The sequence below is a fragment of the Limosilactobacillus reuteri subsp. simiae genome, assembly GCF_020784875.1.
Classification (GTDB): Bacteria; Bacillota; Bacilli; order Lactobacillales; family Lactobacillaceae; genus Limosilactobacillus; species Limosilactobacillus reuteri_H.
Genome location: NZ_JAJGUI010000109.1, coordinates 120,754 through 145,376 on the forward strand (window position 1 = coordinate 120,754; position 24,623 = coordinate 145,376).

Annotated in this window: 20 protein-coding genes; 13 read left to right on the forward strand and 7 right to left on the reverse strand. The window is 37.9% G+C overall.

Annotation, left to right across the window (positions count from 1 at the left end):
• Window positions 1-2 precede the first annotated feature (2 nt).
• A complete protein-coding gene (locus tag LMC10_RS07560; RefSeq protein WP_035155936.1) occupies window positions 3-461 on the forward strand; it encodes a hypothetical protein in 459 nt (152 codons plus the stop codon).
• Window positions 462-723: 262 nt separating this feature from the next.
• Here the strand turns inward: LMC10_RS07560 and LMC10_RS07565 are convergent, their stop codons facing one another.
• A complete protein-coding gene (locus LMC10_RS07565; RefSeq protein ID WP_229269375.1) occupies window positions 724-2,028 on the reverse strand; it encodes an Nramp family divalent metal transporter in 1,305 nt (434 codons plus the stop codon).
• Between the two features lie 2 nt (window positions 2,029-2,030).
• Entirely contained in the window at window positions 2,031-2,963 is a 933-nt protein-coding gene (gene hemH, locus LMC10_RS07570; protein ID WP_003664689.1) for a ferrochelatase, read from the reverse strand.
• A gap of 307 nt (window positions 2,964-3,270) precedes the next feature.
• Here hemH and LMC10_RS07575 point away from each other — a divergent pair, with 307 nt between their 5' ends.
• The 3 genes from LMC10_RS07575 to LMC10_RS07585 all read left to right on the forward strand — a co-directional run bounded on the left by LMC10_RS07575 (window position 3,271) and on the right by LMC10_RS07585 (window position 7,518).
• Complete coding sequence (locus LMC10_RS07575; protein WP_229269376.1) at window positions 3,271-4,185, forward strand: PLP-dependent cysteine synthase family protein; 915 nt, start codon at window positions 3,271-3,273, stop codon at window positions 4,183-4,185.
• Window positions 4,186-4,379: 194 nt separating this feature from the next.
• Window positions 4,380-4,919, forward strand: coding sequence for a flavodoxin family protein (locus LMC10_RS07580; RefSeq protein ID WP_122481555.1), 540 nt, complete (start codon window positions 4,380-4,382; stop codon window positions 4,917-4,919).
• A gap of 361 nt (window positions 4,920-5,280) precedes the next feature.
• Window positions 5,281-7,518 carry a choice-of-anchor A family protein gene (locus tag LMC10_RS07585; protein WP_229269377.1) on the forward strand — a complete coding sequence of 746 codons (2,238 nt, stop codon included), beginning with the start codon at window positions 5,281-5,283 and terminating at the stop codon, window positions 7,516-7,518.
• Between the two features lie 70 nt (window positions 7,519-7,588).
• Here LMC10_RS07585 and LMC10_RS07590 read toward each other — a convergent pair whose 3' ends face one another.
• Window positions 7,589-8,617: a YeiH family protein gene (locus tag LMC10_RS07590; protein WP_229269378.1), complete on the reverse strand. Its 1,029-nt coding sequence runs from the start codon at window positions 8,615-8,617 to the stop codon at window positions 7,589-7,591.
• A gap of 179 nt (window positions 8,618-8,796) precedes the next feature.
• On the opposite strand from LMC10_RS07590, the gene LMC10_RS07595 reads away from it, so the two are divergent.
• The gene (locus LMC10_RS07595) at window positions 8,797-9,513 is read left to right on the forward strand and encodes an alpha/beta hydrolase (RefSeq protein ID WP_229269379.1); all 717 of its coding nucleotides are present in this window, start codon (window positions 8,797-8,799) and stop codon (window positions 9,511-9,513) included.
• Between the two features lie 94 nt (window positions 9,514-9,607).
• On the opposite strand, the gene abc-f is transcribed toward LMC10_RS07595, so the two are convergent.
• Window positions 9,608-11,077, reverse strand: a complete 1,470-nt coding sequence (gene abc-f, locus LMC10_RS07600; protein WP_229269380.1) for a ribosomal protection-like ABC-F family protein — start codon at window positions 11,075-11,077, stop codon at window positions 9,608-9,610.
• Window positions 11,078-11,340: 263 nt separating this feature from the next.
• Window positions 11,341-12,285 (reverse strand): Dyp-type peroxidase, encoded by a 945-nt coding sequence (locus LMC10_RS07605; protein ID WP_035159810.1) that lies wholly within the window; start codon window positions 12,283-12,285, stop codon window positions 11,341-11,343.
• A 134-nt stretch (window positions 12,286-12,419) separates the two neighbouring features.
• Between LMC10_RS07605 and LMC10_RS07610 the strand changes: the two genes are divergently transcribed.
• From LMC10_RS07610 to gtfA, 4 genes are all read left to right on the forward strand, one after another.
• Complete coding sequence (locus LMC10_RS07610) at window positions 12,420-13,937, forward strand: YfcC family protein (RefSeq protein ID WP_135951808.1); 1,518 nt, start codon at window positions 12,420-12,422, stop codon at window positions 13,935-13,937.
• A gap of 12 nt (window positions 13,938-13,949) precedes the next feature.
• Window positions 13,950-15,284, forward strand: coding sequence for a dipeptidase (locus LMC10_RS07615; protein ID WP_229269381.1), 1,335 nt, complete (start codon window positions 13,950-13,952; stop codon window positions 15,282-15,284).
• Between the two features lie 308 nt (window positions 15,285-15,592).
• Window positions 15,593-16,810 carry an MFS transporter gene (locus tag LMC10_RS07620; protein ID WP_016496560.1) on the forward strand — a complete coding sequence of 406 codons (1,218 nt, stop codon included), beginning with the start codon at window positions 15,593-15,595 and terminating at the stop codon, window positions 16,808-16,810.
• 26 nt (window positions 16,811-16,836) lie between these two features.
• Window positions 16,837-18,294: a sucrose phosphorylase gene (gene gtfA / locus LMC10_RS07625; RefSeq protein WP_035153750.1), complete on the forward strand. Its 1,458-nt coding sequence runs from the start codon at window positions 16,837-16,839 to the stop codon at window positions 18,292-18,294.
• A gap of 152 nt (window positions 18,295-18,446) precedes the next feature.
• Here gtfA and LMC10_RS07630 read toward each other — a convergent pair whose 3' ends face one another.
• The gene (locus tag LMC10_RS07630) at window positions 18,447-19,244 is read right to left on the reverse strand and encodes a serine hydrolase (RefSeq protein WP_229269382.1); all 798 of its coding nucleotides are present in this window, start codon (window positions 19,242-19,244) and stop codon (window positions 18,447-18,449) included.
• 193 nt (window positions 19,245-19,437) lie between these two features.
• Between LMC10_RS07630 and LMC10_RS07635 the strand changes: the two genes are divergently transcribed.
• Both LMC10_RS07635 and LMC10_RS07640 read left to right on the forward strand, forming a co-directional pair.
• Complete coding sequence (locus LMC10_RS07635; RefSeq protein WP_229269383.1) at window positions 19,438-20,682, forward strand: D-alanyl-D-alanine carboxypeptidase family protein; 1,245 nt, start codon at window positions 19,438-19,440, stop codon at window positions 20,680-20,682.
• Between the two features lie 176 nt (window positions 20,683-20,858).
• A complete protein-coding gene (locus LMC10_RS07640) occupies window positions 20,859-21,299 on the forward strand; it encodes a hypothetical protein (RefSeq protein WP_216578376.1) in 441 nt (146 codons plus the stop codon).
• Window positions 21,300-21,371: 72 nt separating this feature from the next.
• Here LMC10_RS07640 and LMC10_RS07645 read toward each other — a convergent pair whose 3' ends face one another.
• The gene (locus LMC10_RS07645) at window positions 21,372-22,409 is read right to left on the reverse strand and encodes an aldose epimerase family protein (protein WP_229269384.1); all 1,038 of its coding nucleotides are present in this window, start codon (window positions 22,407-22,409) and stop codon (window positions 21,372-21,374) included.
• 117 nt (window positions 22,410-22,526) lie between these two features.
• Here LMC10_RS07645 and LMC10_RS07650 point away from each other — a divergent pair, with 117 nt between their 5' ends.
• Together LMC10_RS07650 and LMC10_RS07655 are read left to right on the forward strand one after the other, a co-directional pair.
• On the forward strand, window positions 22,527-22,727 hold the full coding sequence (locus LMC10_RS07650) for a hypothetical protein (protein WP_308015806.1): 201 nt from the start codon (window positions 22,527-22,529) through the stop codon (window positions 22,725-22,727).
• Window positions 22,728-23,122: 395 nt separating this feature from the next.
• Window positions 23,123-24,623: KxYKxGKxW signal peptide domain-containing protein (locus tag LMC10_RS07655; protein WP_229269386.1), on the forward strand; the 1,501-nt coding region annotated here is incomplete at its 3' end.

The following is a 24,623-nucleotide window of genomic DNA, read 5'->3' on the forward strand; positions in this document are numbered from 1 at the left end:
AGATGACAGGAGAAGAAATGGCTCAATTATTAGTATCTATTTTTGCTCCCATAATCTCTGCAGTTGTTACGATTATGGTTGTTGTTCCTGCTTCTTATCATGCAGCTATTCATAAGGAAAGCAATTGGCGGGCTAGGTTAATGGAGCTTTGTTCAATCGAAGTTATTACTGATAAGAAGATTTTGGAGTTAAGGGCGTTAGCTAATCCTTATAGAAAGCCTAATAGAGATTTAGACTTAGACAATATCATTATTAAATTCTGCGACAATTACTATAATCATATTACTGCAGAAAATTCCAAAAAAGTGGCTCGGCAATTTAGGATGATTGCAAGAACCCTTCTAAAACATGACTGGAATTATAGTAAGCATATAATATTACGGTGGAAGATAAAAAAGAAAAATAAGGATCTCGTAACTAAGCTAAAACAATATCTTGAATCTGATGAATATACTTTATAAATATTCATTTTTGAGTCCCACTATAAACGAAATAGACCTCCAAAGTTCGGTTTATTACCGGATGTTGGAGGTCTATTTTTGAACTCGCTATTTGTCTTTTATAGATGTAGCCTAGCTTATATTGCCGCCTCTTTTATTTAGTAAAAAGAAGGAACTCCATATTATTAAGTGTTTTCAAAGTTAAGCATTGAAGATAGCGATAACAAGCTATAATAAGGAATTAAATTAGCATTTGCTACTATTGCAAAAATAAAATATTGATTTATACCAGCACCAGCAAGTTCAACCCCGTGACCAAGCTAGCCAAAACATATCCAAGGACGGTTTGCCAGGATGAATTAACGTGTGGACCCATCAGCTTTTTATTGCCAGTCAAAGCAACAAGGGGATAGAGCGTAAATGGTAAGGCAATACTCAGAACAATCTGGGCATAAATGATGAGTTGCTCAAATTGCTCTTCGTTGAAATTAATCATGAAGCCGATAATTAGGATTGGCACAAGGGTTACAGCTCGAGTAAGGAGACGCCTTTTCCAGAGTGGGAGGCGAATATTGATAAATCCTTCCATGACAATTTGGCCAGCCAAGGTACTAGTGATTGAAGAAATTAAACCAGTTACCAAAAGAGCAAAGGCAAATAGCCAACTCATTAATGGACTAGCGAGGCTACCAACGATTTGAGGATTCTTTAGTCCGAAAAAGACGTCCTCGAGACTACCGAGACTTGCCGCATGAAAGAAGAGGGTTCCGCCAAGGATAAGCAGAAGGGCGTTGACGATGAAGGCCGCAAAAAGATGAATTAATGAATCCCAGTTAGCAAATCGGAGCGTTTCTTTGACCTGCTTTGGATCATGTTCATCGTAGCGTCGACTTTGTGCCAGGGAGGAATGAAGGTAAATATTATGGGGCATAATTGTGGCCCCGACAATCCCTAAACTAATTAGCAGCTCACTGTGATTAGAAAAAATCGATGAACGGGGAACAAAACCGTCCATGATCGCGGAAAATTCAGGGTGGGCCCGACAGACTTCAATCGCAAAGATGGCGCCGACAACCAGAATAGCAGTTAAAACGATAAATTCAATTCGGCGGATCCCAAAATGAAGGAAAAATAAGACAACTAGCACGTCCGCGATTGTTAACAGCACCCCGATAAGTAATGGTAGTTTAAATAGCATGTTTAAGGCAACGGCAGTTCCTACTACTCCGGTTAAGTCAGTTGCCATCATGGCGATTTCGTTAAATAACCATAAGGCAATCCGCAGGGGGGTAGGTAAACGCCGCGCAATTGCTTGGGCGAGGTCGGTTCGGGTGGTAACGCCGAGTTTGATTGATAAAGATTGCATATACATAGCGATTAAAATGGCGGTAAAAAGGACCACTAATAGTTGGTAACGGTATTGGCTACCACCGGCAAGAGATGTTAACCAGTTTCCTGGGTCCATATAACCAACGGCGACTAAAGCACCCGGACCACTATAGGCGAGAAACTTTTGCCAAAATGCACTTTGATAGACATTTGGAACATCAACACTTCCATTGATTTCGTCTAAACTTTTTCGTTCCATTTTTATCCCTTTCGTTGCACAAGATCAGTAATAAACTGAGCAAATTCTGGTGAGTCATTGAGCGAAGGCACCATTACAAGGTTATTTCCGCCATTTTCACGAAAGACCTGATAGTTTTGCACTTGATCTTCTTCTAATGTTTCTAAACAGTCCGCCACAAATGATGGAGCAACAACTAACACATCACGATGACCGAGTTGTGCCTCATTAAGTAGCGTATTCCGGAGGTAAGGTTTTAACCATGGCATTGGGCCAAACTTAGATTGGTAAGCCATCTTAATTTGCTTTTCAGGAATATCAAGGCGTTTAATCAGTTCCGCGGTGGCTGCTTCGGTTTCATCGCGATAAGGATCACCATGATTAACCATAGCTGTCGGAATTCCATGATACGAAATAAGTAATTTATCATATTTTCCTCTATCCCATGCCGTTTGAATTTGCTTAGCCAATAAGTCTAAATAATCTTCTTCTGCCGAGAAACGATCAATTATTTTCGCTTCTGGATCAGCATCCTTTACCTTGTCAATAACCGTTTGGGTTGTACTTTTAGTAAAAAAAGGGAAGAGCGGCAAAACTGTAATATTTTGACATTCCTTTTTCATTTCGGTAATTGTGTCGCTAATTTTAGGTTTGCCATAGGTCATTGCCATTTTGACAACCCATTCCGGCATTAATTCCTGAACCTTAGCAACCAACCGTTCTGTGTAGACAATCAATGGAGACCCATCTTTTGTCCAGCAATTACGATAAAAAGTCGCTGATCGCCATGACCGAGTTGGAAGAATAATCCCACGAAGGAGTGGCTGCCATAATGCTGGGGGCATTTCAATAACATTCCGATCACTGAGAAATTCTTTCAAATAACGTTTAACGTCGGGAGTTGTTGGTGTATCGGGTGAACCGAGATTGACTAATAGTAGTCCATTCTTTTTCATAGGTATCGCTCCTGCTTTATAAAATAATTCTTTTTTATTTTACACCTGTCCATATAAATTTTCTTGACAACTTACTTTTAACTAGTTATTATTACTGTAATTTGAAATACGAGGAAATTACCAATGGAAAACAATTATTTTGTTAACGCAAATATTTGTTGTTGTGAATCGCGTCTTATGCGACTCACTTTTTGGTATACTCATTTTTAATTGAATTACTATCAAGTTGATAACACATAAGGCGCAAATCCAAGATTATTTCTTGAGTTTGCGCCTTTTTGTATACTCTGAGGAAGAAGGAACTATTATGTTAGTTGAAAATACTTATGATTTGATTGGTCACACCCCCTTGATGCACTTGCCAATGAAGACTCCGAATGACGTTAATATTTATGCTAAGCTCGAAATGTTTAACCCAGGTGGCAGTATCAAGGATCGTTTGGGGATGGCGCTAATCCAGCGAGGAATGGAAGAAGGAAAAATAACAGATACAACGACAATCATCGAGCCAACTGCCGGAAATACAGGGATTGGAGTCGCTTTAGCAGCACTAAAATACCATTTACCAGTTAAATTAGTGGTACCAGAAAAGTTTAGTTTTGAAAAGCAAACGTTAATGCGTGCATTGGGAGCTGAAGTGATTAATACTCCAAGTGAAGAAGGGATCAAAGGAGCAATTGCGGCCGCCAAAGAATTAACTGCTGAAATCGGGGATGCTTATGTGCCTTTACAATTTCAGAATCCAGCGAATCCTGATGTTTATCAGCACACCTTGGGACCAGAAATTTTAGCTGATCTTGCTAATAAACCGCTGGCGGCCTTTGTAGCTGGGGCAGGAAGTGGTGGTACTTTTGCGGGGATTCAAAAGGCGCTCCAAGATGCTTACCCAGAATTGAAAGGCTATATTGTTGAACCAGCTGGATCGATTTTAAATGGTGGTCCAGCCCATAGTCATCGCACGGAAGGAATTGGCGTTGAATTTATTCCGCCATTCTTCAAGGATTTAGATTATACTGGGGTAAAAACGATTAGTGATGACGATGCATTCTATTATGTTCGCTGGGTTGCTAAAAATCTCGGCCTCTTTATTGGTAGCTCTAGTGGGGCTGCGCTTGCGGCGAGTTTAGAAGTTGCTAAAGAATTGCCACACGGGGCTAATTTAGTCACGGTATTTCCTGATTCAAGCGAGCGTTACCTCAGTGAACATATTTATGAGGAATAGGCATGAATATCTTTCATTTCATTACGGATCGTTCATACATTAAAGAAGAACAAAAACGAGAGCGTACTAAGTTAAATTGGTTAAAAATCTTTAGTTGGCCTCGTTAATTCATTTTAGCTATCTATTAATATTCAATGTTTCTATTTCTAATTTAGTCGAACTCTCACTATAATTAAGTAAGAAAGGACGGGATCATGATGAAGATTGTTGTATTAACAGGAAGTCCCCATCATCCAGGAACTTCTGAGCAATTAGCAGATGCCTTTGTTAAGGGCGCTACTGAAGCAGGAAATGAAGTTTATCGCTTTGATGCTGGACGCCGGACTGATGAATTTTCGATGATTGAATTGGAAGACAATCATCCCGGACAAGAAGTTGCGATTGAACCGAATGATGTTATTACTAATGAAGTAATGCCTAAGCTGTTAGCGGCAGACATGGTAGTCTTGGTTAGTTCGCTATATTATTATGGGATCAATGCAGCCCTAAAAGCAGTGATTGATCGTTTCTACAACTATAACCATGAACTTCATGGCGGAAAGAAAGCTATTACTTTAGTGAGTGGTTATGGTCAAGAAGATGCCTTTGCTTCACTTGACTTATATTTTAAGCAATTGCTTGAATATATGCGTTGGGACAAAGTAGGAGAGGTACTCGCAGCTGATTCTTGGAATAATCAAAAATTGGCTAAACACGTTGAAGAAGCTTACCAGCTGGGAAAGACAGTTAAATAGCATGAGGGGAGCACTGGTGTCTTTGCATTTGATGTGAAGAATCCCCTCAAATAATGGGCCTCCGATGTTCAGTTTCACTGAGCAAGGGAGGCTATTATTGTACTGCTGCTTTTATTAGTTCAATTTCTGTAAAACTATTTTCTTATTAGTAGACAGATGTCGTGAAAATGTGAACAACCTTTGAAAGATAATAAAAGAATTTTTTTAATCGATTGCTAAACAATATTCTTGATAACGTTATCATAATATAATTGTATTGTACAAAAATTATAAAAAGATCAATTATAATTTCCTATGACTAAAGCGAATAGATGAAATGGTATTTACTATTTCGCCACTCTAATCACAGGAGGATTTAAGAATGTTATCGAGAAACAATGCACAATTAATGATTAGAAAATTTCAACCAACTCGGCAACGATTTGGATTAAAAAAACTAACAATTGGGGTTGCCTCAGTTTTATTAGGATTAACTTTTATTAACGGGACGGCATCTGCTAATGAGGATAAGACAATCTTTACTGGTCAAGAAGAACCAGCAGTTGCTGCGGTAACAACTGCCGAGCAAGATGATAGTACTACTGTCGCATTAACTACTCCGGTAAGTGACAGTAATATAGCTTCGGTCGTAAATGATGTCGCTGAATCAACGGCTGCTTCTATTAATAGTACTGCAGATGTTACAGCTGAAATTTCGATGTCAACATCGCCAATTAATAGCGCTGATATTGAAACCACTTCATCGGTCTCATCAGTTGCTTTTCCAGCAGTTAGCGAATCAACCGAAAATAATGTTGTTGCTAGCAATGCGGTTACTGAACAGACAGCTCCTACTAATAATTCAATTGGTACAGTTGATATTATTCATAATGATCCACTACTTAAAGATTATGGAATTGATATTAACCACCTTGATGCGAAAAGTACTCTATTATTAGCCTCGCTTTTCCATATTTTTGCTAATAATGCTAACTTAGGTGCTGATGTTAATGGAAATATTGCGGTGGGTACATTAGGCGGATCAATTGATTTTGGTACGCGCGGGGACTCGATTCACTTAATTAATGGAGATATTTACTATATCCAAAATTTAACAGACGCGTTGAATTCAGGTTCGTTTCGTAATAAAGAATTTAACCATGTTATTTTTGGTAACGATATTGATGTTCAGATTATTAATGACAAAGTCTATGTTAATGGTCAGTGTATGGATAATTTGAAAACTCATGAAGTCTTTAAGGATGGTGCGGGAACTAACTATATTGATTTTGAAGCTGTCTTTAAGCGATTGATTAAAGCATCTGAATTCTATGCAGAAAAGGAAAATTCTGCAGGAGCTATTTTTAATGTTTCAGATATGAATAACCGCTATATTGACGTTTCAAAGGCAACTGCAACAGATAATGTAATATATGTTAACGTCCCAGCTGAGTATTTAGCGGCTCCTCAACCTCTTAAAATTTATGGCTTATCAAGTAAAATCGATGGACCAACAATTGTCATTAATGTGACAGGAGTTAGTGGTAAAGAATTAAATATTTGTACACAAATTCATCTCTACTACGATGACGATAAAGTTGAAATTAATAACGGTGAAAGTCATGCTGTTCCAAATCACTTATTATGGAATTTTAGCGATTTGGAGAAAATTAATGTTTGCAGTGGACGTTTCATGGGTAGTATCTTGGCGCCATTGGCAACAGTAAATGCGCATGTCAACATTGATGGCAATATTGTTGCTGATACAGTGAATATTATTGGTGGTGAGTCACATCGTTGGGATATTCATCCCGTTTTCCCAGATGATAGTTTCATTGAAATTCCTCCAATAAATCCAAAGCCTGATCCGGGTCCAGAGCCAGAACCGGAACCGGAACCAGAGCCAGAGCCGAAACCAGAACCAGAGCCAGAGCCAGAACCAGAACCAGAGCCGGAACCAGAGCCAGAGCCAGAACCAGAACCAGAACCAGAACCGGAACCAGAACCAGAGCCAGAGCCGAAACCGGAACCAGAGCCAGAGCCAGAACCGGAACCAGAGCCAGAGCCGGAACCAGAGCCGGAGCCAGAACCGGAACCGGTAGAACCAAAGCCTGATCCAGGTCCAGAGCCAGAACCAGAGCCGGAACCGGTAGAACCAAAGCCTGATCCAGGTCCAGAGCCAGAACCAGAACCGGAACCAGAGCCGGAACCAGAGCCGGAACCAGAACCGGAACCAGAGCCGGAACCAGAGCCGGAACCAGAACCGGAACCGGAGCCAGAGCCAGAACCGGAACCGGAGCCAGAACCGGAACCGGAGCCAGAGCCAGAACCGGAACCGGAGCCGGAGCCAGAACCGGAACCAGAGCCAGAACCGGAACCAGAGCCAGATCAATCTGTTCCTGAACTGACATTGAATAATAAAGATACGGTTATTCAGGATAATAAGGTGAAAAAAGTAGTTGCCACATCAGACTTACATCTTATTAATATGACTCAGCAAGCAGAAAATAAAACTAATGAATTACCACAAACCGGTAATGAGCCAGAGAATTTAGCAGTATTAGGATTAATTGCTGCTGTATTGGGCTTTGGGATTTTATCAAAGAAGAAAGTGAAATAGAAAAAGCGTTAAATTGGAGGAAAGGCGATATGCTACTAAAATAAATCCTCAATTTAACGCTTTTAATAATTTAGAAGAATATTTTACTCATAATAATCATAAATACCAATAAACAGGTTGAGCTAATCGCAGCCGCGCCAAAAACGGCTCCTCCGCGTTTAAAAATAACCTTAAAGTTTACTGAAACACCTAATGCAGCCATTGCCATTCCTAAAAAGATATAGGCTGCTTGAACAAGTGCATCAAGAAAGACTGGTGAGAATGGGAGAAAGGTTCCTAACACACTAGTTAAAATAAAACCACCAAGGAACCAAGGAATTGGTAATTTCTTTGGTTCTTTAGTATGTTCTTCCTCGCTTTCAATTACAAGACGGTGTTGGTACCAGTAACCAACAATTAAAGCGACTGGCGCCAAGAGAAGAACCCGTGAAAGCTTCATAATAAGGGCGTTATCTAAACTTGCTTCACCAAAAGCTCCCCCGGCTGCAACGGCATGAGCAATTTCATGTAATGAACCCCCGGCAACAATTCCAAACTGTGGATCAGTAAGCCCGAGTAATGGTTTGATTCCAATTTCAACTAAAGTAAAAACTGTCCCCATTACACAAACAACAGCAACAGCTAATACTTCATTTTCTCGTTTGCGCTCCTCGTTGTCAGTTTCAATTTGTGGTGAAACCCCCATTACGGCAGCCGCTCCACAAATGCCACAGCCACAAGCAGAAAGGATAGCTAATTCATCTTCTGCACCAAACTTTCGACTAAGCCAATAAGTGAGGACAATCGTTCCGGTAACCCCAATAGCTGCAACCAAAATAGTCTTAACCCCAGCGGCAGCAAGTTTTTCTAGGTTTAAGCGGAAACCAAGAAGAATAATACCAAGCCGTAAAAATTTGTTAGAAATAAATCCGATGCCGCCTTGAGCCTCATTACGCAAGCTAGCAGGAGTCAACTGCATGGCAATACCTAATAATAAAGCAATAACCAATGCCCCGATTAAGTTGACATAAGGTAGTTTTGCTAAAAGCACCCCAGCAACAGAACAAATTAAGGTCATAATGGCAGCAATCCAGAATGACTTAGTCTTCATAATATTCATTAGATTTTCTAACCCCCAAATAATAATTGATACCTTATCACTTTAACAAATGTATCATGATAAACAAGGGGAAATTTGTGAATTAATAACAATTTTTTGCCTGTATCGTTTATTGCATATTGAGGTTATACTATTATTTGTAATTTTAACATTTAGAAAAATCAAAATGAGGTGAGAAAATGGAAATTAAAAGTGTTAACTTAGATCAACCATATTTGTCTCTAGATATTTATCATAGTAATACTGATAAAGCTTTACCCGGTCTTGTTATTTTGCCAGGAGGCAGTTATAACCAGATTATGGAACGAGATTCTGAACGGGTGGCATTAACGTTTGCAACCCATGCATGGCAAACGTTTGTTGTGCGGTATCCAGTGGTTGAACATAAAAATTATGAAGAAGCCAAAATAGCAGTTCACCAAGCATTTGAATATATTGTTAACCATGCAGATGAATTAGATGTTGACGCTGATCGACTGGGAATTATTGGCTTTTCTGCAGGAGGCCAAATTGCCGCTGCATATAGTAACGAAAAACTAACACATGCTAAATTCGCCGCATTAGGATATCCTGTTATTCAACCCTTGATTGATGAACGCATGGGGGTTACAACAGAAAATGTAGCGGAATTGGTAAATCCACAAACACCACCAACCTTTATGTGGGGATCGGCAAAAGATGAATTAACTCCCTTTATTGATCACCTCCAAGTATATGCAGATGCATTAATCAAGCATGATGTTCCATATGAATTACATGAGTTTGGCACTGGGGGACATGGAATCGCATTAGCTAACGAATATACTGGTATTGTTAATAATGATCGGGTAGATAATCATATGGGGAAGTGGTTCCCACTATTTCTTGAGTGGTTAACTGAATTAAATTTAATTTAGCTAAAAATTATGGAGCTTCAAACGACTATTATTTTGTCGCGTGAAGCTCCTTTTTAACATTAAGTTGGTAACGTTGATTATTTCCCAGGAAATATTAAATTTCAATTTTCTTTGTGGCAATTTGCTTAATGAAATTTTGATCATGTTCAACAATTAGCATTGGTGGTCGCTTTTCTTGAATTAACTGAATTAGTTGTTGCTGATTATAGGTATCAAGATAGTTTAGCGGTTCATCCCATAAATAAAGGTGGGCAGGCTCAGCTAATGACCGTGCTAGTTCAACTTTCTTTTGTTGTCCCATGCTCATTTCTTCAATCGGAACATCAAAAGTAGCGCGCTCCATTCCTAATTTACGAAGAAGGTTAAGAAATTGATCGTAGTTAATTTTAGAAGAAGATGCAAACTTACGTAAACTTCCATGATTATCAGAATAATCTTGACGTACTGTGCTGATTTTAAGGGCACTGCTAAAAAGTATCTCTCCGCTTTGCTTACCACTGAATGTCCCGATGATTGCATTAATAATACTAGATTTTCCAGTACCATTATTCCCACAGAGCAGGACCTGGTCATTTTTTTCAATGATTGTAGTGATATTAGAACAGAGTTGTTTAGTTGGATACGATAACGTTAGATCATTAATACTTAATAATGGTTGATGATTAGTGGGGAGGACATTAATTGTTAGCGGAACAACTTTTTCAATTTCTTTTAAAAGCCCTTTTCTTTCCTCAATGGCAGTATCTAAGCGTCCTTTCATTATGGTTGCCTTTTTCATCATTTTTGCAGCTTTGGCACCAATAAAGCCTTTATCCGCATGCGAATTATTTCTCTTTTCATTTTCTGCTTGTTGAGCCCATTGAGATTTTGCCTGCCGTGTTTGCTTTAAATGATGAATATCTTTTAATAAATTTTCGTTTTTCTTAATGGCCGTAGAATCTCGTTGCTCCTTATGAATAAAATAATCACTGTAATTACCACGGGTTAAAACAAGCTGGTGTTGTTCAATCACTAATGAATGGTCAATGATTTTGTCGAGAAAATCCTGGTCATGACTAGTGATAATGAAGCCGTTCTTTTTCGCTTTTAGATATTGAGCAATTTGTTTTCGACCATCCTGATCAAGGTGATTAGTAGGTTCGTCAAGCAGGGGGAAAAATCCATCTTGAGCAAAAAGGGTTGCTAGCATCACACGTGTTTGTTCGCCACCACTAAGACTACTGAAAGGTTGCCATAGTAATTCTGTGGGAGTTGCCATCAAATTTAATTCTCGTTCGATTTGCCATTGCTCACCTTGATAGCCACTTCTCATAAGGACATTCAATGTGTAATCATTCGGTTCACGAATTACTAATGGATAATAGTTAAACTTAAGATTGGTTTGAATACTTCCTTGAAAGGAAAGTTGTTTTTGCAAGATTTTGAGTAGTGTAGTTTTGCCCCGACCGTTTCGTCCAAGAAGACCAAGTTTCCAATCGCTGCTAATATTAAGATCACAATGATTAAAAAGCGGTTCTTGTCCTGGATAAGCAAAAGTTAAATTATTTATCGTGATTGGTTCCATTAAAAAATCACCCTTTCGTTACTCGCAGAAAAGGTAACGAAAAAAAGCCTACCACTACAGGTAGACTTTTAAACTAATGGTATTGGCCCATTAGTTCTCACTTATTGATCAATCATTGAAAAATAATTCTACCCGTAGTACCTTTCTGCGTGAATCCACAGTTCTAGATACATTAAATTGTGTAGAATTAAAATTTCAATGGATGATCCCTCCTAAAATTTGCTGCTAATAATATAGCAATTTACCTTCAACTTGTCAATCAACTAATTTAATTCGCCTTCAGCAATTTGATCCAACATTGGACGCGAAGGAATAAAGAAGAGTTGACCACCTAAAATATCAGAGAAAGTTAGGAGATAATCGTTTTGCTCAAGCATATTTTCAAGCATCTTCTTAGTTACAGTCCAATGCCGTGAATAACCAATAAAGAAAGTTCCGGTATTATCAGCGGCAGGGTCTGAATATGGAACATTCATGCGCACAATCTTCTGTTCAATACCATCAATTTCCGCTTGGGAAGCGACATTATGAGCATTCTTAAACTTCTCTTTTTCGCTTAATTCTAAGTCAGAAAACTTCTTTCGTCCAACAGCTTTTTCTTGCGTTTCAGTAGTTAGCTTATTCCAAATGTCCATGTTATGCCGCCATTTTTGTGCAAAGGCATATGAACCATTTTCAAACGTAGGATCCTCATCACCAATAATTGCGTATTCAGCAGCATCCTGAGGTTCTGGATTTTCAGTTCCATCAATAAAGCCGATAATGGCCCGGCCTTCAAAATAGCGAAAGCCCTTTGTTTCATCAACAACATTAGTAATATCTCTAATGAAGAGCATTACTTGAGCCATGAATTCGTAAACTGCAGCCTCATCGTTTGCACGAATATGGAGGAAAATATCTCCTTTTGCGGCAGGCATTTTGTATTTTGGACCGGTTAATGTTTGGTAAGTTTCTAATTCTTTGGGTTTAGGGGCATTTGGGAAAAGATAGTCCCATGCGTCGTTGCTAAAGCCTAAAGAAACTTTAAGATTACCTTTATTATCCCGAATTCGCAGTGATCGAGTAATTGCTTGGAACCGTTCAACAAATTCTTGAATTGCTTCTTGTTCCTTTGCTTGATTTTCTCGTTTTAATTCTAATACAGTAAATTGGACATGTTCACCGGCGTCTTTCCAAACGTCTTGAGCTTTACTGGGATTCATTACCATTAGCTTCAGCCTCCTTAAAATTATTACAAGGCAATTATAGCATTCTTTAAGGATAATTCTTAGATTAAGTTGAAGCCGCTTTCAAACTGAATTAAAATAAAATTGATACTAATTTTACAAAAGAGGCGGTTATTGTGCAGGAAACACAAACGAAGAAAAAACATCATTTTCATATGCCCTCTGCGTTTACAATTTTATTTTTAATTATTATTTTAATTGCAATTTTAACGTGGATTATTCCAGCAGGGACATATGAAACAGATAAAGCTGGAAATATTATATCTGGTACATATAAAGCAGTTACAAATAAACCCCAGGGAATTTGGGATGTCTTTATGGCACCCGTTATCGGGATGGTCGGTGATAAAAAGACGGATGGAGCCATCTCAGTATCACTATTTATTCTTGTTATTGGTGGATTCTTAGGAGTAGTCAATAAGACAAATGCATTAAACGAAGGGATCGGTTCAATCGTTCGCCGGTATAAGGGGCGAGAAAAACAATTGATTCCAATTTTAATGCTTCTGTTTGCCCTTGGCGGATCAACATATGGAATGGGGGAAGAAACGATTGCATTCTATCCTCTCTTGATTCCCGTGATGATGGGCGTTGGCTTTGATTCGATTGTGGCGGTTGCGATTGCTTTAGTGGGAAGCCAAGTTGGTTGTTTAGCATCAACTGTTAACCCCTTTGCCACAGGAGTAGCTTCGCAAACGTTAAATATTTCTCCCGGTGATGGTTTAGTTTCCCGGGTAATACTTTTAATTATTACGATAACGATTAGTATTATTTATGTTTACCACTATGCATCGGTAATTGAAAAAGATCCAACTAAATCATTGGTTTACAATCAACGAGCAGAAGACGAAAAACACTTTTTAGTCAAGGCTGACCCTAATGACGACCATAAGATGACCGGCCGCCAAAAGACAGTTATTTGGCTATTCGGAATTACTTTTGTTGTGATGATTCTAGGATTAATTCCATGGTCAAACCTTAATAGTCATTGGACATTTTTTGATAAATTTACAAAGTGGTTGGTTAATATCCCATTTCTCGGTGATTTATTAGGGCATGATATGGCACCGCTTGGAACATGGTACTTCAATGAAATTACCATGCTCTTCCTCTTTATGTCGGTCTTGATTATGGCTGTTTACCATATGAAGGAAAGCGAATTTATTGATGCCTTCATGTCAGGAATGGGAGATTTCTTGAGCGTTGCAATTATTGTGGCAGTTGCACGGGGAATTCAAGTAATAATGAATAATGGGATGATCACTGGGACAGTTCTTCACTGGGGAGAATTGGGCCTTCATGGATTATCGCAAACGATTTTTATTATTTTGACATATATTTTCTATATCCCAATGTCATTCTTAATTCCATCAACATCTGGGTTAGCTGCGGCAACGATGGGAATTATCGGACCAATGGGGCATTTTGCGCATGTTTCTGGTAGCCTTGTTATTACCGCTTATCAAGCAGCTTCAGGTTGGGTTAACCTTATCACCCCAACTTCGGGAGTTGTTATGGGAGCATTAGCAATTGCTCATATTAATGTCGGCATTTGGTGGAAATGGATGTTGAAATTAATGATTTATCTCTTTATTGCTACTTGCTTGTTCTTAGGAATTGCTGCCTTGCTCTAGGAGGGGATTTGAATGGATAAAATTATTACAGAAGATGAACAAAAAGCTGCTGTTAAAACTTTAGAACGACTAATTTCTGTTCCATCATATAATCAACCAGCAGAAGAAGGCGCACCATTTGGCAGAGGGATTCGGAACGCCCTCGATGAAATGATGAAGATTTGTGATGAATTAGGTTTTAAGACCTATGAAGATCCAGACGGGTACTATGGCTATGCGGAAGTTGGTAGTGGGGACAAAATTTTTGGTGTAATTTGTCATCTTGATACAGTTCCTGCCGGCGATTTAGGCAAATGGAAACATAATCCATTTAAAGGCACAGTAATCAATGATGCAGTTTATGGACGGGGGTCACAAGATGATAAAGGTCCAGGAATTGCCGCTTTATATGCTGTTAAAGCATTGATGGATCAAGGTTATCACTTTAATCAACGAATTCGTTTTATTTATGGAACTGATGAAGAAATTCTATGGCGTGGAATTGCTGAATATAATAAAAAGGAAGCACCAATTGATAGTGGAATTTCTCCTGATGCTGAATTTCCATTAATTTATGCTGAAAAGGGGTTGCAACAATCTTATCTCGTTGGTCCAGGAACAGATCAACTAAAGATTAACTTGAAAAATGCGTTTAATGCGGTCCCTGATAGTGCAGTGTACGATGGTCCAAAGCAGGATGAAGTGAAGGCGGCTTTAGATAAGCATGGCTTTGAATACACAAGTGACGGTAATTCAATTACTGTTATTGGCAAGTCTGTTCATGCGATGATGGCACCAGAAGGAACGAATGCTGTTTTACGGTTAGCGATTGCACTTGATGATGTTTTTGATTTTAAGCCACTTGATTTTATTGGCAAATTATTTAAGGAAGATGCAACGGGGAGCAATGTTCTCGGTGATGTTCGCGATGAGTCTGGACAATTAACTTTCAATATTTCTAGTCTTGAGATTAATGAAAATGAAACAAGGATGCAGATTGATTTACGAATTCCCGTAACGATCGATCGCGATAATTTACTAGCAAAATTAAGTAAGCAGGTAGCAGCTTATGATTTGAAGTATGTTCATTTTGATTATTTAGCACCACTGTACGTTCCAAAAGACAGTAAATTAGTGCAAACTTTGATGAAAGTTTATAAAGAACAAACTGGGGATGTTAATGCTGAACCGCAAATTTCTGGTGGAGCAACCTTTGCCCGAACGATGAATAATTGTGTTGCCTTTGGGGGAATGTTACCAACAACACCAGATTATATGCATCAAGCTAATGAACAGTGGCCATTGCCAGACATGTATAAAGCAATGGAAATCTATGCGCAGGCAATCAAAAAACTTTGTGTGGATTAAGTAAATATTAAATTGAAAAGGGTAAAACGATGAATTAGTCATTGTTTTACTCTTTTTTAATAAAAAAATTATAAAAATATAATGTGTATAAATTCACAAACGATTCAAAAGAGGAACTAAAATAGCGTTCTCATCAGTTTTCATCTATTTTCATTTAAAGCGCGTTATAATAACAATGTAATGGATTACAATTTTTTACAATAAATCTTTGTTAAACGTTTGACATTTTAAAAAGTTCATTGTATATTATTGATGTACAGAAATGATAAACGTTTGTCAAATACCTATAGAAAGAGTACCTACTAATTATGAATAACAAAAATTCTCTTGTTACCAAATTGGCGTTCCTGTCAGTTTCATTCATGGTTACGAGTGCTTATGCCATTCAAGGTTCTTTACCGCAATTAAAGGCGGCACTCGGAATCTCACAGACACAGTCAGAATATTTAGTTACAACTCCATCATTTGCTGTAATGATTTTTGTTGTCCTTTCACCATTACTTCAACAATGGTTCAACATTTCTGATAAAAAGATTATTATGGCCGGGGTTACAATTGTTGGTCTTGCCGGAATTGTTCCTATGTTTGCGAATGACTACACTGCGATTTTGATTTCCCGGTTAGTTTTAGGAGCAGGGTTTGGTTTATACAACTCTCAAGCAATTTCGATGATTTCAGTTTGGTATGAAGGTACAACCCGAGCTCAAATGCTTGGTTGGCGTGCTGCGGCTGAACAAATCGGTCAAGCTTGTACCCTTGCAATTGCCGGATTGATTCTTAGTTATGCAGGTTGGCATGCATCATTTGCCGTTTATCTTCTTGCTTTCGTTGTTCTTTTCTTCTTTGCAGTTCGTGTTCCTGACGATAGCAAAGCACAAGATAATAACGTTGCAGAAGACGATCTTGCTGAAGAATTAACTGAAGTGGAAGAACCAATTAAAAAGATTAGTCCAGTAGTTTACCTCCTTGTTCTCTTTGCCTTCCTCTTGGTTGTAGACTATGTTGGAATGGAAAACCGGTTCCCTGGTTTAGCAGTTGCAATTAAGGGAAGTAGCTATACTGGTTCATCAATGTTCCTTTCCTTAATGTTAATTGGGGCAACGCTTGGTGGTTTATTCTACGGATCAATTAATAAAGTGTTAGGTTTTAATACTGTTTACCTTGGTCTTGGATTAATGGCCATTTCAAACTTCTTATTTGCCTTCGCAAACGGCAACTTTGCAATGTTAGTAATTGGTTTGCTTTTAATCGGCTTCCCACTACAATTAGTTTCTCCGTTGATTTTTAACTTGTTGCCGGATTTAGCTCCTGCTAAGCGTCAACCATTAGTAACTTCAATGGTACTGATTGGTTTTAACTTTGGAGCTTTCTTCTCACCAACAATTGCTGAATGGATGAATCGGTTAGTCGGTCGCCCAATGAGTGGCCTTGATCTTGCCGCACCATTCCCAATCTACGGGGTAATGCTAATAGTTATTGCCTTGATTATTTTCTTTGCAACTCGTCATTCTAAACAAGCTAACTAAATTTAAAATTATTGGAGGATATCATTATGCCAATCAAAAATGAAGCAATGTTAATCACTTACTCTGACTCAATGGGTAAAAATATTAAAGAAACTCATGAAGTATTAAAGAACTATATCGGTGATGCAATCGGCGGTGTTCACTTACTTCCATTCTTCCCATCAACTGGTGACCGTGGTTTCGCACCATACCGTTACGATGTTGTTGATTCTGCTTTTGGTAACTGGGATGATGTTGAAGCATTAGGTGAAGACTACTACTTAATGTTTGACTTCATGATTAACCATATTTCCAAGAAGTCTGAAATGTACCAAGACTTCAAGAAGAAGCACGATGACTCTAAGTACAACGACTTCTTTATTCGTTGGGAAAAGTTCTGGGAAAAAGCTGGTAAGAACCGTCCAACTCAAGAAGATGTTGATTTAATTTACAAGCGGAAGGATAAGGCTCCTAAGCAAGAAATTACCTTTGATGATGGTACTACTGAAAACTTATGGAACACTTTCGGTGAAGAACAAATTGATATTAATGTTAAGAGTAAGGTAGCTAACGAATTCTTCAAGGAAACATTAATTGATATGGTTAAGCACGGTGCAGATATGATTCGTCTTGATGCCTTTGCTTACGCTATTAAGAAGGTTGGTACTAATGATTTCTTCGTTGAACCTGAAATCTGGGATCTCTTAAATGAAGTTCAAGATATTTTGGCTCCTTACAAGGCCATCATCCTTCCTGAAATTCACGAACACTACACAATTCCACAAAAGATTTCACAACATGACTTCTTCATCTATGACTTTACCTTACCAATGACTACTCTTTATACCCTTTACTCTGGTAAGACTAACCGCCTTGCTAAGTGGTTAAAGATGTCACCAATGAAGCAATTTACTACTCTTGATACTCATGATGGTATTGGGGTTGTGGATGCTAAGGATATCTTAACTGATGATGAAATCGAATATGCATCCAATGAATTATACAAGGTTGGTGCTAACGTTAAGCGGAAATACTCAAGCGCTGAATACAACAACTTGGATATTTACCAAATTAACTCTACTTACTACTCTGCATTAGGTGACGATGACAAAGCTTACTTGCTTTCTCGGGCATTCCAAGTATTTGCACCTGGTATTCCAATGGTTTACTATGTTGGTTTACTTGCTGGTTCAAATGACCTTGAATTACTTGAAAAGACTAAGGAAGGTCGTAACATCAACCGTCACTACTACACTAAAGAAGAAGTTGCACAAGAAGTTCAACGTCCAGTAGTTAAGAATCTCTTAGACTTACTTGCATGGCGGAATAAATTTGCAGCCTTTGATCTTGATGGTTCTATTGATGTGGAAACACCAACTGAAACAACTATTAAGATTACACGGAAGGATAAGGATGGCAAGAATGTTGCTGTTCTTGACGCTGATGCTGCTAACAAGACTTTCACTATTACAGCTAATGGTGAAAAAGTGATGGAACAAAAATAGACATCAAATTAATTAGTAATCTCTCTCAAAATAAAATAGGTAGTATTCCTTTCCAAAACGCTTTATCTCTCTCAATAAACTACCTATAAAAACTGGGGCTGGAAGAAAATTTGAAGTTTTCTTCCAGCCCCTATTTTGTTTATCATTTCAATTTAGTCCAATATTGGCTTTGTTACACGAGCAAGTTGTTCAATTACTTGTTGTCCCGCGGCCATTGATTGATTTTTATCAGTATAAACTGCAATTGTGTAGTCTGTTCCGTTGCTATTTTTTACGTAGCCAATACTATTGACGATCCATTCATCTTTACCGTAATTTAGCCAACCATTTTTTAATGCAAAATTATCGCTACTTGCTGAGATTCCCCAGGCTTGGTCACTTTCAACGTTACCCATTAAATCACGAATTTCGCTTCTTTCGTCATCAGATAAAACTTTAGACTTATAGAAAATATTATTTAATAGTTTAACTTGATCTTTTGGAGTAGTAACAGTTAATCCCCAACTGCTATTAGCCTGAGATTGGGTCATGCCAAATTTTTCAAAAGTTTGTTGGAGACCGTTTTTTCCGCCAAGATAATCTTCAAATAATTCGCTAGTTGAATCATTGTCACTTTGTTCAATCATTTTAGTAGCAAGCGATTTTTGATGACTTGTAAGAGGACTTTGTTGTTTAGCAAGAATTCCCGCTAGAATACTAACCTTTACTGTACTAGCAGTTCGAAACTTATGCTGGGGTGCATTACTAGAAGTATAAATTTGGTGGGTCTTTGGTGAATATACCGCAATACTAACATTATTATTGGAAGTGAAAATGATTTTATTCCATGCGGATTTTAGGCGGGCGTTTGTCGAGCTGAAGTGCCGGACCCCCATAATAATGAGCAGAATAGCGATGATAATTAAGATAAGTCTGCGCGGTTTACGACGATGACGTTGCGATCTTTGCATTTTTTAACCGACCCTTTCTGATTAAAATTAGCATACTTATTAATAATACAGATAATTTCTGGAAGTTAAAAGGTACATCTTCTTAATTTAATGAAAAATAAGGATTTCATTGGAATTGTTACCAAATCGTTACACCTTTTTTAGGCAGAATAGGATATGATAGTTAAATGTGTAAAGGAGAGAAATTGTTATAATGAAAAAAGTTAAATCTTTTTTTGCCAAATTATTATTAATAACGGCAATAATTAGTATCTGTTTAAATGGCTTGGGGATGTTCGCAAAAGTTCATGCTGATACTGCAGCTTTTCAGATGGATGCACGAGCAGCTTATGCGATTGATGCAGAAAGTGGCCAGGTTCTATACCAAAAGAATGCAACTAAACGCTACCCAATTGCATCTGTAATTAAAATCTTAACTTTAGGAGTAATTTTACAAGACATTCGAAACCATCATTTAAAATGGGATCAAAAGATTAAGATTACACCAGCAGTTGCCAAGATGGCGGATGATTGGCACTTTTCAAATGTCCCATTAATGAATGGGGAAGAATACACAGTTCGTCAGTTAGTTGATTCGATGATGCTGGTATCTGCTGATGGAAGTACAGAAGCGCTGGCATTAGCTGACGCGGGCAGTACAGCGGCCTTTAATAAAAAGATGATGGCATTTGCTAAAAAGGCAGGAGTTACAGATATAAAAATCTACAATATGATCGGGTTGCCTAACGGAGACTTAGGAAAACACAAACTTAAGGGTGTAGATAAAGATGCCGAAAACTTACTATCTGCTAAAGATGTTGCTCTTATCTCAAAGTATCTTGTTGAAAACTATCCTGAAACTCTCGACATTACAAAACAAAAATTTGCTAACTTTGATGTAACTAAAGACCAACAATACTTAATGACAAATGTGAATGCTCTTTTGCCACAAAACGGTTTTGCTCCTAAAGATGGGGAAATTGACGGCTTAAAGACTGGAAATACTGATCGCGCGGGTAAATGTATTGTGTCAACAGGAACCTTTGCAGGACGCCGGATTATTTTAGTTGCCTTGCATACAAAAGGGGAATGGAATGACCAGTCGAAGATGCAGCAAGACTTTTATAATAAATTAATTGATGAGTATCAGCCAGTTGAAATCAAAAAAGTAAGTGATCTTTCTGCTAAACTCACCAGTGTAAAAGTAAAGAATGGTAAAAATAAGAATAAGGCTAATATTAAGCTAACAAAGAAGACTACCGTTTGGCTTCCAAAGAATATGAAATTACAAGCAACTAAACCAACATTACGAGTGCAGGGAGATGATAAAAAACAACTAACTGCGCCGCTAAAGAAAAATCAACAAGTTGGCTCAATTGAGTTACATATTCCAGGGTTGCCTGATTTTAATATTCCAGTAAGTACAAGCCAAAGCATTGCTAAAAAGTCGATGTTTTAATAAATAGATGATTGAATAGGAGAATTTCTATCATTATCTATTTATTTAAGCGCTGAAATTACCTCAGAATAAAATTAACTATAATTTTAAGACGTATTATTTGTATAATTTAAATTATAAAAATATAATAAAAGTGAATTAGGAATTATAGCTATTATATTAGGAGGTAATTATTTATGGCTGATTACGCAAAACGTCAACTTAAGGCTTTGGATCGTATTGCAAAGAAGATTGCAGATGCTGAAGGACACTTAACAAAGATTGAAGATAGTGTTGACAATGAGAAGCACCGTACTGCTCAACACGAAACAATTAAGGATATTAAGTCAATCCTTAAGCATGCTTGGAAAGTAGATAAGGACTCAGTAAAGCTTGAAGAACGTGCTGGTGAAGGTCGTAAAGATCCAGCAGAAAATCACTATGTTTACATGGAAGATGAAGAAGGCGTTATTAAGGACCTTAACAAGGAATTTAAGGAACTTGATGAAAAGCTAGCAGCTCTTACCGATGATGAAGGTGGCAAGATCAAGGCATTCCGTGCAGAACACCACTACCTTGAAAAGGCAAAGGAAATCCTTCAAAATGCTGGGAAGTATAACCCAGATGACAAAGACTAATTTATAATTCCTAACACACAAAAAGAGATCGACAATTTGTCGATCTCTTTTTTTATACTACTTAGTAATTAATTAATATTCAACGTGCCATTTAATGGTGTATGTTTTTTCTTCGCCCGGATGTAAAGTGATATCACCAAATTCTGGATGGTGAGGCGCATCTGAAAGATTCTGCGCTTCCATTGCTAAACCAAGATGGGGATGAACTTGTCCGTGATTGTAAACCGCTGCATCATCTGAGTTCATCGTATACATAACTAATCCGTTACGATCGGAGTAAAGACTCATCTTCCGACCACTTTCTGGATCTTCAAGTGTGGCAACTGGTTTTGTGAGACTAGGAGTAACTTCCCAAATATCATCAAAGCCATTTTCCTTAGTTGAACTCATTTTTTCTAATGCATCGCCCATTGTAGTTGGGGTACTAAAGTCAAATGGTGTTCCTTCGTTAGCGATTTTTTCACCGGTTGGAATCTTGCCATCATCAACGGCTAAGTGATTTTCAGAGTTGACATAAAGCTTTAATTGATCCACCGTTGGAACATTTGCCGGTGCCATATTCCAGTATGTGTGGTTGGTAGGGTTGAACAACGTATCTGCATCAGTAGTAGCCGACATCTTAAGTGAAAGGAAGTCGTCATTAGTTAAGGTATAGGTTGCAGTGACATGCATTTTACCAGGGTATGTATCAACTTCAGGACTTAAGGTTAAACTAAGAGTGATGGAAACAGAATCATCAGTTGCTTTCGTGCTATCGACATGCCAAATGTGACTGTAAAAACCATTAGTTCCACCATGAAGAGCATTTTTACCTTCGTTTTGTTCGATTTGGTAATCTTTACCGTTAATACTGAACTTACCATCTGCAATTCGTCCAGCAACCCGGCCGATTAAGCGGTTAGTACAAAAGCCATTATTAGTAAATTCGTCGAGGTTTTCAGAGGTCAAAATCATATCGGCCTTACCACCATCTTTTGTTGGAACCTTAAAAGATTGAAGTAAACCGGCAAAATCAAGAATTCCTACTTGAACACCATTATCGTTCGTTAAAATGTATTTTGTTACTGGATCGCCTTTGTAGGTTCCAAATGGTACTTTAGATATTTCCATAAAATATTTCCTCCTTGAAGTAAGCGCTTTTACAGATTCTATTTTACCACAATTTTATTTTAAAATTACGCAATCGTTTGCACAAAAATAGATATGCTAGAATAAATAAAAGTAAAGATGAATGATATTTATGAGGTATATAAAATGGCCAAAAATAAATGGGACAAATTTAAAAAGAATTTTAGTAAAAATTTTATCGACTTTTTAATGATTTTTGCTGCTGAGCAAGATTTTATTAATAAGCATCGCCGTAAAAGCAGTGTAATCAAGGAACAAGACCGTTATGGAAGTGATCAGCGAAAAAAGTCTGAGAAATAGCATCATAAACTTTTGGTAGCAAATTTGTGTTAGAAATTAAGCCTAATATCAAATTTCGCTAATCAAGTGATCTTGTGTAATACTCCTATAAACATCGCTGATTTCAGGATCCAAACATTAGTGATGCTTATATTTTTACATTTTTTATTATCTTATGATAGACTATTTCAATATATTGATCTAACGAAAAATAGAAATTTAAAATTTTTGTAATCAAAATTTATAAAATAAATGTTGCTATGACGGAAATAGTTCCGTTTTTTTTTTTTTTTATTTTTATCGATCGAAAGATAAGCGAAAACGGCTTGAAATAAAAAGAGCGATTACATAAAATGATGGTGTTGGAAAACAACTATTATTTTATTTTGAAGTTTTTATTTTTGGGAGGATTATTTATGAAAAATAATCAAGTACACTACAAAATGTACAAAGCAAAGAAAAATATTGTATATGCTGGTTTAATGACTACAGCTACTTTGGCAGGTCTTACATTAGCAAATGTTAACAACACTGAAGTTCACGCTGATGTTGCTAACCAACCTGCTGTTACTGCAACAACTAGTTCTGCTAATGCCGCAAGTACAACAAGTGCTGCTTCAAACGTTTCATCTGATGTAGTTTCACAAGCTCAAGAAAAGGTTAATGCTGCTAGTGATGCAGTTGCTGCAGCTTCTAGTGCTGTTGTAACTACTAGTGCAGCTAACAGTACTGCTCAAGAAAATGTAGCAGCTGCTAAGAGTGCAGCAACTTCCACAGCTCAAAGTAACGCTAACTCTACTTCTGCTGTTGCAAGTTCAGCATTTAACGATTACAGTGCAGCTAAGTCAACTGCCAGTGCTGCTACTGATGCATCAACAAACATTGCAGCTGCCTACAATCAATTTAAGGATGGCAAGACTGACAATGCTTTGAATGCCGCACAAGCTGCCGTTAATGAAGCTCAAAAGCTTTACGGTAACAACAGTTCACAAGCACAAGCAGCTGAAAGCGTAATTAATGCAATTAACGAATATAACCAAAACCCAACTGTTTCCAACAAGGGTAAGGCTGTTGATGCTCTTAATGCATATGAAAAGTATGCTAATGAACAAATTGTTTCTGCTCAAAAGGCTCTTGACGAAGCAAATGCTAACCAAGCTAACCTTCAAAAGCAATTAGATGCAGCTCTCAGTGCACAAGCTCAAGCCAAGACTGCTCTTGATAACGCTAAGTTGGCTGTTAACCTTGATGCTTTAAAGAAGGCCTATGAAGAAGCTTCAGCTAACGCAGAAAAGGCAACTACTGCTTTGAACAATGCTAACAACACATTAAGTGCAGCTCAAAAGGCCCTTGATGAAGCCCGCAATGCTCAAACTGCCGCTGCTGACCAGTTAGGTACTACTAACCCTGACATGTCCGCTTTACAAAAGGCTGCTAATGATGCTCAAACTAAGGTTAACGAAACTGGTAACGCCTTAGAAGAAGCCAATGCTGACCTTAAGACTGCTCAAGGTAACTACGATGCAGCTGCCAACCGTCAAACAGTTGCCAGCGATGCTTATACTAAGGCAGAAACAGCATTAAACGATGCCAAGGCTGCTCAAAAGAAGGCAAATGATGACCTTTCTCAAGCAGAACAAGATTTGCAAAATGCTGATGACTATTCAGTTGAATACTTAACTGGTGCACGTGATGCTGCTCAAGCTACTGCTGACAAGGCAGATGCTGATGTAGCTGCTGCTCAAAAAGCATTTGATGAAGCTAACACTGCATTGAATGGTGCTCAAACAGAAGTAAATGCCGCTGGTGAAACTCTTGAAAATGCCAAGACTCGTCAAAAGACTGCTCAAGATGCTCATGATACTGCTGTAAATGCTCAAACTGCTGCTGCAGATAAGTTAGCTGCTGCTAAGGCTT

What these genes read in the sequence shown, in the direction of transcription:
- LMC10_RS07560 (WP_035155936.1), top strand. Translation starts at nt 3, where the DNA reads ATGACAGGAGAAGAAATGGCTCAATTATTAGTATCTATTTTTGCTCCC.
- LMC10_RS07565 (WP_229269375.1), bottom strand. Translation starts at nt 2,028, where the DNA reads ATGGAACGAAAAAGTTTAGACGAAATCAATGGAAGTGTTGATGTTCCA.
- hemH (WP_003664689.1), bottom strand. Translation starts at nt 2,963, where the DNA reads ATGAAAAAGAATGGACTACTATTAGTCAATCTCGGTTCACCCGATACA.
- LMC10_RS07575 (WP_229269376.1), top strand. Translation starts at nt 3,271, where the DNA reads ATGTTAGTTGAAAATACTTATGATTTGATTGGTCACACCCCCTTGATG.
- LMC10_RS07580 (WP_122481555.1), top strand. Translation starts at nt 4,380, where the DNA reads ATGATGAAGATTGTTGTATTAACAGGAAGTCCCCATCATCCAGGAACT.
- LMC10_RS07585 (WP_229269377.1), top strand. Translation starts at nt 5,281, where the DNA reads ATGTTATCGAGAAACAATGCACAATTAATGATTAGAAAATTTCAACCA.
- LMC10_RS07590 (WP_229269378.1), bottom strand. Translation starts at nt 8,617, where the DNA reads ATGAATATTATGAAGACTAAGTCATTCTGGATTGCTGCCATTATGACC.
- LMC10_RS07595 (WP_229269379.1), top strand. Translation starts at nt 8,797, where the DNA reads ATGGAAATTAAAAGTGTTAACTTAGATCAACCATATTTGTCTCTAGAT.
- abc-f (WP_229269380.1), bottom strand. Translation starts at nt 11,077, where the DNA reads ATGGAACCAATCACGATAAATAATTTAACTTTTGCTTATCCAGGACAA.
- LMC10_RS07605 (WP_035159810.1), bottom strand. Translation starts at nt 12,285, where the DNA reads ATGGTAATGAATCCCAGTAAAGCTCAAGACGTTTGGAAAGACGCCGGT.
- LMC10_RS07615 (WP_229269381.1), top strand. Translation starts at nt 13,950, where the DNA reads ATGGATAAAATTATTACAGAAGATGAACAAAAAGCTGCTGTTAAAACT.
- LMC10_RS07620 (WP_016496560.1), top strand. Translation starts at nt 15,593, where the DNA reads ATGAATAACAAAAATTCTCTTGTTACCAAATTGGCGTTCCTGTCAGTT.
- gtfA (WP_035153750.1), top strand. Translation starts at nt 16,837, where the DNA reads ATGCCAATCAAAAATGAAGCAATGTTAATCACTTACTCTGACTCAATG.
- LMC10_RS07630 (WP_229269382.1), bottom strand. Translation starts at nt 19,244, where the DNA reads ATGCAAAGATCGCAACGTCATCGTCGTAAACCGCGCAGACTTATCTTA.
- LMC10_RS07635 (WP_229269383.1), top strand. Translation starts at nt 19,438, where the DNA reads ATGAAAAAAGTTAAATCTTTTTTTGCCAAATTATTATTAATAACGGCA.
- LMC10_RS07640 (WP_216578376.1), top strand. Translation starts at nt 20,859, where the DNA reads ATGGCTGATTACGCAAAACGTCAACTTAAGGCTTTGGATCGTATTGCA.
- LMC10_RS07645 (WP_229269384.1), bottom strand. Translation starts at nt 22,409, where the DNA reads ATGGAAATATCTAAAGTACCATTTGGAACCTACAAAGGCGATCCAGTA.
- LMC10_RS07650 (WP_308015806.1), top strand. Translation starts at nt 22,527, where the DNA reads ATGAATGATATTTATGAGGTATATAAAATGGCCAAAAATAAATGGGAC.